12 protein-coding genes are annotated in these 11,441 nt (G+C 70.3%); 6 read left to right on the top strand and 6 right to left on the bottom strand.

Translation table 11 applies throughout. From position 1 onward, the window contains the following. Positions 1-61: 61 nt before the first annotated feature. Positions 62-997 (top strand): helix-turn-helix transcriptional regulator, encoded by a 936-nt coding sequence (locus ABD235_RS09350; RefSeq protein ID WP_344172063.1) that lies wholly within the window; start codon positions 62-64, stop codon positions 995-997. Here ABD235_RS09350 and ABD235_RS09345 read toward each other — a convergent pair. Then, positions 916-1,569: a DUF2867 domain-containing protein gene (locus ABD235_RS09345; protein WP_344172061.1), complete on the bottom strand. Its 654-nt coding sequence runs from the start codon at positions 1,567-1,569 to the stop codon at positions 916-918. The genes ABD235_RS09350 and ABD235_RS09345 overlap by 82 nt on opposite strands. Between ABD235_RS09345 and ABD235_RS09340 the strand changes: the two genes are divergently transcribed. Then, positions 1,562-2,008: a TetR/AcrR family transcriptional regulator gene (locus ABD235_RS09340; RefSeq protein WP_344172059.1), complete on the top strand. Its 447-nt coding sequence runs from the start codon at positions 1,562-1,564 to the stop codon at positions 2,006-2,008. The two genes, ABD235_RS09345 and ABD235_RS09340, sit on opposite strands and share 8 nt — an antisense overlap. Positions 2,009-2,012: 4 nt before the next feature. Here the strand turns inward: ABD235_RS09340 and ABD235_RS09335 are convergent, their stop codons facing one another. Then, positions 2,013-2,471, bottom strand: coding sequence for a PGPGW domain-containing protein (locus ABD235_RS09335; protein ID WP_344172057.1), 459 nt, complete (start codon positions 2,469-2,471; stop codon positions 2,013-2,015). A 229-nt stretch (positions 2,472-2,700) separates the two neighbouring features. Here ABD235_RS09335 and ABD235_RS09330 point away from each other — a divergent pair, with 229 nt between their 5' ends. After that, entirely contained in the window at positions 2,701-4,122 is a 1,422-nt protein-coding gene (locus ABD235_RS09330; protein ID WP_344172052.1) for an MFS transporter, read from the top strand. 3 nt (positions 4,123-4,125) lie between these two features. On the opposite strand, the gene ABD235_RS09325 is transcribed toward ABD235_RS09330, so the two are convergent. Next, positions 4,126-6,252 carry a peptidoglycan DD-metalloendopeptidase family protein gene (locus tag ABD235_RS09325; protein ID WP_344172050.1) on the bottom strand — a complete coding sequence of 709 codons (2,127 nt, stop codon included), beginning with the start codon at positions 6,250-6,252 and terminating at the stop codon, positions 4,126-4,128. A gap of 168 nt (positions 6,253-6,420) precedes the next feature. Here ABD235_RS09325 and lpdA point away from each other — a divergent pair, with 168 nt between their 5' ends. Both lpdA and ABD235_RS09315 read left to right on the top strand, forming a co-directional pair. Further along, on the top strand, positions 6,421-7,818 hold the full coding sequence (gene lpdA / locus ABD235_RS09320; protein WP_344172048.1) for a dihydrolipoyl dehydrogenase: 1,398 nt from the start codon (positions 6,421-6,423) through the stop codon (positions 7,816-7,818). A gap of 64 nt (positions 7,819-7,882) precedes the next feature. Then, positions 7,883-8,335, top strand: a complete 453-nt coding sequence (locus ABD235_RS09315; protein ID WP_344172046.1) for a group II truncated hemoglobin — start codon at positions 7,883-7,885, stop codon at positions 8,333-8,335. On the opposite strand, the gene ABD235_RS09310 is transcribed toward ABD235_RS09315, so the two are convergent. The 3 genes from ABD235_RS09310 to ABD235_RS09300 all read right to left on the bottom strand — a co-directional run bounded on the left by ABD235_RS09310 (position 8,325) and on the right by ABD235_RS09300 (position 9,895). Further along, positions 8,325-8,600: a YggT family protein gene (locus ABD235_RS09310; protein ID WP_344172044.1), complete on the bottom strand. Its 276-nt coding sequence runs from the start codon at positions 8,598-8,600 to the stop codon at positions 8,325-8,327. The genes ABD235_RS09315 and ABD235_RS09310 overlap by 11 nt on opposite strands. Positions 8,601-8,690: 90 nt before the next feature. Then, positions 8,691-9,095 (bottom strand): tRNA (N6-threonylcarbamoyladenosine(37)-N6)-methyltransferase TrmO, encoded by a 405-nt coding sequence (tsaA, locus tag ABD235_RS09305; protein WP_344172042.1) that lies wholly within the window; start codon positions 9,093-9,095, stop codon positions 8,691-8,693. After that, the gene (locus ABD235_RS09300) at positions 9,092-9,895 is read right to left on the bottom strand and encodes a metallophosphoesterase (RefSeq protein ID WP_344172040.1); all 804 of its coding nucleotides are present in this window, start codon (positions 9,893-9,895) and stop codon (positions 9,092-9,094) included. The genes tsaA and ABD235_RS09300 overlap by 4 nt, the downstream gene beginning before the upstream one ends. A gap of 178 nt (positions 9,896-10,073) precedes the next feature. On the opposite strand from ABD235_RS09300, the gene ABD235_RS09295 reads away from it, so the two are divergent. Next, the gene (locus ABD235_RS09295) at positions 10,074-11,429 is read left to right on the top strand and encodes a dihydrolipoyl dehydrogenase family protein (protein WP_344172038.1); all 1,356 of its coding nucleotides are present in this window, start codon (positions 10,074-10,076) and stop codon (positions 11,427-11,429) included. Positions 11,430-11,441: the final 12 nt, after the last annotated feature.

Raw genomic sequence — 11,441 nt, 5'->3', positions numbered from 1 at the left:
GGCGATAGAACGGAGTGCACCGGACCTAGCACAAAACGCACTTTGCCGCCTAGGTTGAGGCATGGAGGATCCACCGGTCGGGAACACCCGCACGCTGCTGCACTTCGTCGACGGCGCCGTCGCGTACGCCGGCCCGTACGTGCACCCGACCGGCCATCCGGTGCACACCCACAGCTTCTTCGAGGTCGCCGTGATCACCGGCGGCACCGGCTACCACGAGAGCCTGGCCGGGCGGCAGGAACTCGAAGTGGGCGACGTGATCCTGCTCCGGCCCGGCGTCTGGCACGCGTACGACGGCTGCGTGGACCTGGAGCTGTGGAACTGCTGCTTCTCGGCCGACCTGATGCAGCGTGAGCTGGCCTGGATGCGCGAGGATCCGCTGCTCGGGTTCCTGCTGTGGACCGGGCCGTTCTCCGCGCAGCGCCGCGGCATCCTGACCACGCATCTGGACGGGGTCACCCTGGCCGAGGCGATCGGGCACCTGCAGGGGCTCGGCGAGCTGCGACATGAATCGGTTCACCTGCACCGCGGCGACATCGTCGGGCGGCTGTCGTTGTTCCTGAGCTGCCTGGCCCGCGCGGTGGCGGCGACCGGGGTAGTCGGCCGGGAGACGCAGATACATCCCGCCGTACTGACCGCGATGCGGATGCTGGAGGCGGCGCCGGCGCACCAGTGGACGCTGACCGAGCTGGCCGACGAACTGCACCTGGTGCCCGGGTACCTGGTCCGGCTCTTCAAGTCGTCGACCGGGCTACCGCCGATGGCCTACCTGTCGCGGCATCGCGTCGAGCTGGCCGCGGACCTCCTGCTGCACACCGACCACTCGATCAGCCGGATCGCGGAGTCGGTGGGCTGGCCGGACCAGAACTACTTCGCCCGCCGCTTCAAGCTGCACTACGGGCTGACCGCCTCGGGCTACCGCGCGCGGTTCACCCACGCGGCGTTCCCGAAGCCCGCGTCCCAGCCGCGGGCGATGGTGCGGAGCAGGTCGGGGTAGACCCACAGGTAGCGGAACGGCTTGATCAGCGCCATGTACGCCGTACCGAGGCGGCCGTTCGGCTTGACCAGCACGGCCATCTGGCCGCGGTAGCCGCCTTCGACGGTCGTATCGGCGACCCAGCCGAGGTGCAGGACGGCGTGGACCGTGCTGTTGGCGATCTCGGCCGCCCACTCGTTGTCGGTGAGGAAGACCGACTGGAACGGGACGCCCTCGAGCTCCGGCCCGCGGGGACCGTCGAGCAGGTCGGCGGGCAGACGGTCGCGCAAGGTGTGCACGCGGGCGCCGAGTCCGGTCTTGTCGCGGTCCCAGCCGAGGAGGGCGCCGAGCTTCCAGCGCAGCGCCATCAGGAACCGGCCGATCGTCGACGACATCAGGGCCGGCGCGTCGGGATCGGCCACCGTGAAGCGGCTCATCAGGCGGCCGAAGTCGTCGGGGCCGCCGGGAGTGGGCAAGGCCCAGACGTCCTCGAGCTGGAAGTCGGGCGCGATCTCGTGGATGCGCCAGGGGAGGCCGGTGTGGGCGGTGGCGGTCCGGATCGAGCCGCTGGCGCAGGTGCTCGGCGTGACCAAGGGCGGGTTCTACGGGTTCTTCAAGAACCGGGACGTGCTGCTCGCGGAGATCCTCGACACCTGGGAGCGCGAGACGACCGAGGCGCTGATCGACCAGGTCGAGACCGCGGGCGGTGACGGGCGGACCAAGCTGGACCGGCTGTTCACACTGGTTGCCTCGGGCGACGGCTTGATGACCGGTGCCGCGGCCGACCTCGCGATTCGCGAGTGGGCGCGCCGCGACGAGCAGGTCGCGGTACAGCTCAAGCGGGTCGACAACCGCCGGATGGACTACTTGCGGGCCCTGTTCGGCGAGTTCTGTGCCGACGAGGAGGACGTCGAGGTGCGCAGCCTGCTGGTCTTCTCGCTGCGGATCGGAAGCCCGCTGATCGCCGCCGAGCACCCCGGGCGCAGTCGCAAGGACGTCCTCGAGCTGACCAGGCAGTGGCTCCTGCGCTGAGCGCCTACTTCAGCAGCGGAATCGTGTGCAGGAAGGACTCCCACGAGTCCGGCAGCCAGCCCGGTACGCCGAGCACGGCCAGGTAGAGCCAGATGGCAACGAGTACGCAGACGAAGAGCGCCGCCGTACCGAGGGCCTTCAGCCAGGCCGGCTGCTTGCCCGTCCAGGCCGTGAGCTCCTTGACCCACTCCTTCACCCGGTAGAGAAGGCGCTGGGCCCACTCGAACTCGCTGGCCAGGACGGCCAGACCCGCGATGAACAAGGGAATCCCGCCCGGCCCCGGCAACCAGCCGGTGAGCGGAGCGGCGATGATCAGGATGCCACCGACGACGCCCACGCCGATCCGGTAGATCAGGTGCTTGCGCGGGTTCGCACGGATCTTCCGCCGCCACTCCCACCGGTCGTCCTGGGCGTCCAGCGTGATGTTGTCGTCCGTGCGGTCCGGACTGGTCTGCTCGGCCACATCCCAAATGTACGTCCTGCACAGGGCCCATCCCGGGATCTGCGACCCCTGACTCGGCCCTGAATCGACCCCGGTCACCGACCGCTCAGCACTCCGTCACACACCGCCAGAAACCCTCGCCGCGTGCCCAACGGGGTAATTGCAGTACCTGCCTCGTCCCGGACAGCTTTGACAGACTTCCTGCTGGCGGCCCGACCCCGCCACCTGCCCGCACGCGAGAAGGAGCGCTTTGCCCGAGCTCGGCGCAGTGTCCAGCCACCCGCACGGGACCGGCGGACCACCAGCACCGGACCGAACACCTGCGACCGCCGTCCCCGACGCCCCGCACGCACGCATCGTGCTCGCGGTCGCGTCGCTGGGTTTCTTCCTGATCACCTTGGACATCTCGATCGTCAACGTCGCGCTGTCCCGGATCAGGGCCGAGCTCGGCGGCGGAACCACCGGCCAGCAGTGGACGATCGACGGCTACACCTTGCTGTTCGCGGCCCTGCTGCTGTTCGCCGGGAACCTCTCGGACCGGATGGGCGCGAAGAGGTCCCTGGCGGTCGGCATCCTCGGGTTCGGTCTGGCCTCCACCGCCTGCGCGGCCGCGCCCACCATCGGATGGCTGATCGCCGCCCGCTGCGCCCAGGGCGCCGCCGCGGCCGTCATGCTGCCGGCCTCGATGGCGCTGGTCCGCGAAGCGTTTCCCGACCCTCGCCGCCGAGCGAGCGCTCTCGGCGTCTGGGCGGTCGGCGGCGCCGTCGCCGGACTGGTCGGGCAACCCCTCGGGGGACTTCTCACCACCCTCGACTGGCGCTGGGTCTTCACGATCAACCTGCCCGTGTGCGCCGGCATGATCGCGTTCCTGGCCGTGGTGGCGGGCTCACCCACCAGGCCGTCCCCTTTCGACTGGGCAGGCCAGTTCCTCGCCGTCGTCGGCCTGGCCACCCTGGTCTACGGCCTGATCGAGGGTGGCCACCGCGGCTTCACGCACCCGGCCGTGGTCGTCGCCCTCGGAACGGCCGTGGCCGCCCTCGCCGCCTTCGTGCTCGTCCAAGCGCGGGGCCGGCACCCGATGATGCCGCTGTCGTTGTTCCACGCTCGCGGCTTCCGGCTGGCCCTGCCGGTCGGGTTCGCCTTCATGGTCGGGAACTACGGCAACGTGTTCGTCGTCAGCCTGTTCCTCCAGCAGCACCTCGGCCTGTCCCCGCTCGACGCCGGACTGGTGTTCCTTCCCTCGGCCTTCTTCGCGATCGCCGGGAACCTGGCCAGCGGCCCGGTCACCAACAGGTTCGGAGCGCGCGTACCGGTGGTGGCCGGTCTGCTGTCGATGACCGCCGGGCTGTTGGCGCTGTTGCTCACCGCACCGCTGGCGTCGCCGGTGATCACCGCGCTGTCCGTCGTCCCGATCGGCGCCGGCGGCTCGCTGGCCATGCCCTCGATCACCGGGGTCGTTCTCGAGGGCGTCCCCGCCGAACGCGCCGGAACCGCCAGCGCCGTGTTCAACACCTTCCGCCAGGTCGGCGGAGCCGTTGCGATCGCGGTCTTCGGCGCCCTCATCGCCAACCCGGACTCGTTCCTCACCGGCCTGCGGACCAGCCTCGCCGCTGCCGCCGTCCTGCTGCTCCTCGCAGCCGTCAACAGCACCCGGATCGAGCCGCGGGACTGACCCCTAAGCGCTGGTGGAGTTGCCGTACTCCCAGTGCCAGGGTTCTTGGCGGTTGCCGCCCTGCTTGGCCCAGTCGGGGTGGATCCAGCCGAAGCGGGGAGCGTTCTGCAGCATCCACTGGTGCTGCGCGGTGCCGAAGCGGTCGATGCCGCCGCACAGGTCGACGGCCAGGCCCCAGCCGTGGTTCGACGTACCGGGGAGGGCGGCCAGGGACGGCTTGCGGCCGTACAGGGAGACCTGGGAGCTGTACGAGCGGTACGAGTCGGTGATGCACAGCGCCTTGCCGAAGCGCTTCTGGTACGCCGAGGCCAGGCCCAGGTACGCCGTGGCGGCGTCGCAGCGCAGGGAGTGGCCGCTGGTGATGTTGCACAGCTTGTTCGCGGGGATCATGCCGTTGCTGTAGCCACCCCAGCCCAGGCTCGTCCCGCCGGTGGCCAGGAACGGCATCGGGTTGACGGCGTCGCCGCCGAGGCGGACCTCGAAGTGCAGGTGCGCGCCGGTCGAGTTCCCTTCGGTGCCCACGGCACCGATCCGCTGACCGGCCTGGACGTGCGTGCCGTCCGGGACGTCGATCGAGCTCAGGTGCGCGTAGAGCGTCTCCAGGCCGTTCCCGTGGTCGATGCGGACCAGGTTCCCCGCCCAGGCCGGGTGTTCGACGCGGACCGTGCCGGCGGTCACCGCGCGGACCGGCGTACCGATCGCGGCCGGGAAGTCCTGCCCGGTGTGGATCCCGCTGGCCCACAACGCACCCGACTGGCCGAACGGCGTACCGATCTCGTACGTGCCGTCGGCCAGCGGCCAGGTCCAGGCGCCGGTCCCGACGTCGTACGACGTCGGCGTGTTGCCGCAGCGGAAGCCGCCGGCCTGCGAGGTCGTCGCCGGGGCGGTCTGCACCTTGGCCGGCTTGCCGAGCGTCGGCCGGAGTGCGGAGAACAGGCTTTCCGGAACGGTCGTGACGACGACCGAGCCCTTGGCCTCGTCGGCGGCGATCATCTCGCCGTCACCGAGCGCGATGCCGATGTGGTAGAGCCCGACCGACCGGCTGCCCATCACCAGGACGTCGCCCGGCTGCGTCGCGGCGGCGGGGACGGTCTGGTAGTCGCGGTAGACGTTGCCGATCGGACTCGGCAGACTCGCGTACGGCGCCCAGCTGGCCCGCGCGGCGCCGAGGCAGCCGTACTTGGCCGGGCCGGTGCCGGAGACTCCGTACGGCTTGCCGAGCAGTGCGAACGCCTGGTTGACCGCCCGGATCGTCTCGGCCGGGAGGACCTTGACCGTCCGGCCGGCGGCGGTGAACGACGCGGCGCCGGCCACGGCCTTCCCGGCGGCCGTCAGCGGCTTCATCCCGGCCGGGAGTTTGGCCGGGTTCCGGAGGGTGGCGGCCGCGGGCGGCTTCAGCCCGACGGCGGTCAGCTCGGCCAGATAGGTCTGCCAGCGCGACTTGGCCTGCTGGTTGCGGCTGACCTGGAGCTGGTCGGCCAGCTGGGTCGCGCCCGCCAGGTCGGCGAGCTGGCCCTCCATGGTCATGGAGGCGTTCGCGGCCTTCTGCTGCAGCTCCTTGCTGAGCTGCTGGGCCTTGGCGGAGGCCTCGTCGGCGGCCTTGCGCTTGTTCTTGGCGTCGTTGTCCGCCGTACCGGCCGCGTTCTCGGCGGCGCTGGCCGCGTTGTACTGGGCGACCTGGGTGCTGCCGAGCTGCTTGATCGCGGCCTGCCGGTCGGCGATCTCCTGGAGGTTCTCCGCGATCGGGGCCAGCGACCAGAGCATCGACTCGGTGCCGATCACGGTCGGGATGCCGAGTTGGTAGGCCTGGGCGGTGAGCAGGCCGAGCTTGCGGCGCTCGACCTCGGAGCTGGCCCGCTTGGCGGCGGCGTACACCTCGGCGCGTTTCGCGGCGGCTTCGGTGGTCTGGGCGGCCTTGAGCGCGTTCGTGTAGGCGATCGTCGCCTTGGCGACCTCGGCCTGGACGGCGGCGGCCTCGGCCCGGAGCTGCTCCAGGGACCGGTTGACGTCGGTCACCGACGCCGGCGGCGGGGGAGTCGGGTCGTCGGCGTACGCGGAGTAGGCGGGTACGGCGAAGACGGCCAGCAGCGTGCCGAGCGCGGCGAACCGCAACCCACGCCTCTTGTCCATCCAGCCCCCATCGACCGTCGCCTCACGCGCACGAGAGGTACGACGGCCCCCGTGCGCCCTCAGCCTAGGCGTGACCCGGCCCAGGCGGTACCCCGCCTCACCGATCGTGACCACCGCCACCGGGGCCCACGGCGGGACCGGCTGGTGCGAGGCACTAAAGTTGACGGTATGGCCTCGCACTTTGACGTTGTTGTCCTCGGCGCCGGCCCGGGTGGGTACGTCGCGGCGATCCGCGCCGCCCAGCTCGGGCTCAAGACCGCCATCATCGAGAAGAAGTACTGGGGCGGTGTCTGCCTGAACGTGGGCTGCATCCCGTCCAAGGCGCTGCTGCGCAACGCCGAGCTGGCGCACATCTTCACCAAGGAGGCGAAGACCTTCGGCATCAGCGGCGAGGTGACCTTCGACTTCCCGACCGCGGTGCAGCGCAGCCGCAAGGTGGCCGACGGCCGCGTCAAGGGCGTGCACTTCCTGATGAAGAAGAACGACATCAAGGAGTACGACGGCTGGGGCTCGTTCGTCGACCCCAACACCCTCGACGTCTCGCTGAACGACGGCAGCTCCGAGACCGTCACCTTCGACCACTGCATCATCGCCACCGGCGCCACCACCAAGCTGCTCCCGGGCACCCAGCTGAGCGACCGGGTCGTCACCTACGAGGAGCAGATCCTCACCGAGGAGCTGCCGGGCAGCATCGTGATCGCCGGCGCCGGCGCGATCGGTGTCGAGTTCGCCTACGTGCTGGCCAACTACGGCGTGAAGGTGACCATCGTCGAGTTCCTCGACCGGATGGTCCCGCTGGAGGACATCGAGGTCTCCAAGGAGCTCGCCAAGGCGTACAAGAAGCTCGGCGTCGACGTGCTCACCGGCACCCGGGTCGACTCGATCGACGACTCCGGCGAGAAGGTGAAGGTCACCGTCACCGGCAAGGACGGCAACCAGCAGGTGCTGGAGGCCGACAAGGTGATGCAGGCGATCGGCTTCCAGCCGCGCGTCGACGGCTACGGCCTGGACAAGATCGGCGTCGAGCTGACCGAGCGCGGCGCGATCAAGGCCGACGGGTTCATGCGCACCAACGTCGAGAACATCTTCGCCATCGGCGACGTCAACGCGAAGCTGATGCTGGCGCACGCGGCCGAGGCGCAGGGCGTGATCGCGGCCGAGACGATCGCGGGTGTCGAGACGATGGAGCTCGACCACGTGATGATCCCGCGGGCGACGTTCTGCCAGCCGCAGATCGCCAGCTTCGGCTGGACCGAGGAGCAGGCGCGGCTGGAGGGCTTCGACGTCAAGGTCGCGAAGTTCCCCTTTACCGCCAACGGCAAGGCCCACGGCCTGGCCGACCCGACCGGCTTCGTCAAGGTGATCAGCGACGCCAAGTACGGCGAACTGCTCGGCGCCCACCTGATCGGCCCCGAGGTCACCGAGCTGCTGCCCGAGCTGACCCTGGCCCAGAAGTGGGACCTGACCACCACCGAGCTGGCCCGCAACGTGCACGCCCACCCGACGCTGAGCGAGGCGCTGCAGGAGGCCTTCCACGGCCTCGAAGGGCACATGATCAACTTCTGATCCTGTTGTGATGAGGACCCCCGGCGTACTGCCGGGGGTCCTTGCGTTGTGGCACGCTCGGGAGATGCAGAGTGTGTACGACGCTGTGGGCGGGGACGACGGGTTACGACGACTGGCGCACGCCTGGCACGAGCGGGTGCTGGCCGACGAGGTGGTCAGTCACGCGTTCAGCCACGGGTTCCATCCCGAGCACACCGAACGACTGGCCGCCTACTGGATCGAGGCGCTCGGCGGACCGGCCGCGTACACCGACGCGTACGGCACCGAGAGCTCCGTCGTCCGGATGCACAGCGGGAACGGGCCGCACGAGGAGATGGACCGGCGCGCGATCGCGTGCTTCGACCAGGCGTTGACGGACATCGGCCTGACCGAAAACGATCGGCTCAGGTCGGTCCTCTACGACTACTTCGCCTGGGCGACGACGGTCTCGATGACGCAGTACACGGGCTCGGCCTCGGACGTTCCGGCCGGGCTGTCGATCCCGCGCTGGTCGTGGGACGGGCTCGTCACAGACTGAAGGCGACCGACCGGAGGATCAGCGCGGCGACGAAGACCAGGGTGAACGCCAGGTCGATGCCGATTCCGCCCGCGCGCAGCGGCGGGAGCTTGCGCCGTACGGGCGCGATCACCGGCTCGGTCCAGGCGTGAGTCAACTCGCGGGCCCGGCCGGTCCGCGACGGACCGGTGGCGACCTGCGCGGTCCAGTCGAGCACCATGCGCACGATCAGCACCAGGATGAACAGGGTCAGGGCGTACCCCAACAGGGTTCCGATCAGGCTCATGGGTTTCCTCCGTCAGACGTGTTGCCAGTATCAACGCAGGAGTGGTCCCGATGATGTCCTTGCCGCCGCCTTCTTAGCGGACTTTCAGGGTCAGCGCCCTTCGACGTCACCGAGGACCGGCTTGATGTCGAGCAGGGGCGTGCCGTCGAGGGCTTCGAGGTTGTTGACTTGGACCATCAGGGGCTCGATGGCGAGGATCGTGACGCGGTGCAGGCCGAGGGGGTTCGGGCGGTCGGGGGAGCGGGTGCTGAAGACGCCGGTGGGTGGGCGGGTCAGGTCGCCGCGGGGGTGGACCTGGAGGGCGTTGCGGTCGGCGCGGTCGAGCCAGGTGATCAACAGGATCTCGTCGCCGGTTCTCAGATCGCTCATGGCGTCGCCGTACGCCGGGTCGATGACCAGCCAGGCGTCGGGAGCGCCTTCGTCGCCCTGGCGGGGTGCGTCGGCGGAGTCGGTGAGCGAGGACTGGACCCGGCCGATCGGCCGCAGCTCGCTCATGTCAGCTGCACGAACTTGGTGAGCAGCGGGATGCCGGGATGATGGACGTGCAGCGCGAGGCCGGGTGGCGAGGTCAGGTCGACGAGGGTGCCGCTGGGCGACGGAGGCTCGAAGGTGAGCGGCACGCTGGATCTGATGCCGGGGGCAAGTAAGAGCGGCAGTCCGGCGTACGTCGTACTGATGCCATTGTGCAGGTGACCGGCGAGCAGCGCGGTGACAGGGTGGCGGCGGAGGACGGCGGCGAACTGGCCCGGTTCGCGCAGCAGCCACTGGTCCATCGTCGGGTGCTGCAGACCCACCGGCGGGTGGTGGAAGGCGATGAAGACCGGGCCGTCGTACGGCTCGGCGAGTGCGGCGTCGAGCCAGTCGAGGGAGTCGGCGCTGAGCAGGCCGTGGTCCTCGCCAGGGACGGTGGTGTCGAGCAGCACGAAGCGTGCGCCGGCGACGTCGCGGACCTGGTGGACGGGGTCCTCGGCGCTCAGCTGGCCGGAGGCACTGGGAGCGCCGGCCGAGCCCGCGTCGGTCAACGCCGGTTCGACGTACGCGGTCAGGCCGGTGCGGAACTCGGGACGGACGTCGTGGTTGCCGGGCAGGACGAGGACCGGGACGTCGCCGAACGCGGCGAGTTCGGCGGCGACCTCGTCGTACTCGGTGCCGTGGTCGGCGAGATCGCCGGTGACCAGGACGACGTCGACCGGCCGGCTGAAGGCCAGCAGGTACGACGTGACGCGGCGCAGGCGGTCGCGCGCCTCGGTCGTCCCGTCCAGGTGGGGATCACTCAGATGGGCGATCACGGTCACGACGGCCTCCTCGGGTAGTAGGCCAGCAGGTTATCCCTGCCGGCCGGTGCCGAGTCAGCCCGGGAAGTCACGGAGGGCGGGTGAACGGTTGCTGACGCTGTGGTGACTGTTTGCGGCTTCGGCCTGCCACCGGCTCGGGCGCTTGGCCGGGACGCGTGCTTCTGCGAGATTTGGGCGCATGGCTGAACAGGTGGACGTGGTCGTGATCGGGCTCGGTGTGGGTGGCGAGGAGACGGCCGGGCGACTGGCCCAGGCCGGGCTGAACGTGGTCGGGGTGGACCCGCGGCTGGTCGGCGGCGAGTGCCCGTACTGGGGCTGCATCCCGAGCAAGATGATGATCCGGGCCTCGAACCTGATCGCCGAGACGCGGCGGGTCGACGGGATGGCCGGCCGGGCCACGGTCGAGCCGGACTGGGCGCCGGTGGCGCGACGGATCCGCGAGGAGGCCACCGACAACTGGAACGACCAGGTCGCGGTCGACCGGCTGGTGGGCAAGGGCGTCACGTTCCTGCGGGAGCGCGCTTCGGTCGTCGCGCCGGGCACCGTGCAGGCCGGTGACCGGACGTTCGAGGCGTCGAAGGGCATCGTGATCGCGACCGGCACGGTGCCGGTGGTACCGCCGATCGAGGGCCTGGCCGGTACGCCGTTCTGGACCAACCACGAGGCGATCGAGGCGGACACGCTGCCGGCGACGATCGTCGTGCTCGGCGGGGGCGCGATCGGGCTGGAGCTCGCGCAGGTGTTCGCGCGGTTCGGCGTCGAGGTGACCGTGGTCGAGGCGCTCGACCGGGTGCTGGCGCTGGAGGAGCCGGAGTCGAGCGCGCTGGCCCAGGAGATGCTCGAGCGGGACGGGATCACCTTCCGGGTCGGCGTCCGGGCCGAGGCGGTGTCGTACGACGACGGATTCACCGTCCGGCTGGGCGACGGCTCCGAGGTCACCGGCGAGAAGTTGCTGGTGGCAACCGGACGGCGGACCGACATCCGCGGGCTCGGACTGGACGCGGTCGGCATCGACCCGTCGGCGCGGTTCGTTGCCGTCGACGAGCACGTGCGGGCCGCGAGCAACGTCTGGGCGGTCGGCGACGTCACCGGGGTCGGCGTGTTCACGCACAACGCGATGTACCAGGCCAACGTCGCGGTGCTCGACATCCTCGGCGCCGACGACGCCCCGCGGGCGAGCTACCACGCGATGCCCCGAGTGACCTTCACCGACCCGGAGATCGGCGCGGTCGGGCTGACCGAGCAGCAGGCCCGCGACCAGGGTCTCGACGTCCGGACCGGCATCACCCAGATCCCGTACTCGACCCGCGGCTGGATCCACAAGGCGGGCAACGAGGGGTTCATCAAGGTCGTGATGGACGCGTCGCGCGGTGTGCTGGTGGGCGCGACCAGCGCCGGACCGGTCGGGGGTGAGGTGCTGAGCGGGCTCGCGGTCGCCGTGCACGCCGCCGTACCGGTGAAGGAGCTGCAGCAGATGATCCTCGCCTACCCGACCTTCCACCGTGCGTACGGCGAGGCGCTGAAGGACCTCTGACCGCTCCTTGTT

The sequence above is a fragment of the Kribbella lupini genome (genome assembly GCF_039529595.1).
In the GTDB taxonomy this organism is placed as follows: Bacteria; Actinomycetota; Actinomycetes; order Propionibacteriales; family Kribbellaceae; genus Kribbella; species Kribbella lupini.
This window is presented reverse-complemented; position numbering and strand designations above follow the sequence as displayed.

What these genes read in the sequence shown, in the direction of transcription:
- lpdA (WP_344172048.1), top strand. Translation starts at nt 6,421, where the DNA reads ATGGCCTCGCACTTTGACGTTGTTGTCCTCGGCGCCGGCCCGGGTGGG.
- ABD235_RS09315 (WP_344172046.1), top strand. Translation starts at nt 7,883, where the DNA reads ATGCAGAGTGTGTACGACGCTGTGGGCGGGGACGACGGGTTACGACGA.
- ABD235_RS09295 (WP_344172038.1), top strand. Translation starts at nt 10,074, where the DNA reads ATGGCTGAACAGGTGGACGTGGTCGTGATCGGGCTCGGTGTGGGTGGC.
- ABD235_RS09325 (WP_344172050.1), bottom strand. Translation starts at nt 6,252, where the DNA reads ATGGACAAGAGGCGTGGGTTGCGGTTCGCCGCGCTCGGCACGCTGCTG.
- ABD235_RS09310 (WP_344172044.1), bottom strand. Translation starts at nt 8,600, where the DNA reads ATGAGCCTGATCGGAACCCTGTTGGGGTACGCCCTGACCCTGTTCATC.
- tsaA (WP_344172042.1), bottom strand. Translation starts at nt 9,095, where the DNA reads ATGAGCGAGCTGCGGCCGATCGGCCGGGTCCAGTCCTCGCTCACCGAC.
- ABD235_RS09350 (WP_344172063.1), top strand. Translation starts at nt 62, where the DNA reads ATGGAGGATCCACCGGTCGGGAACACCCGCACGCTGCTGCACTTCGTC.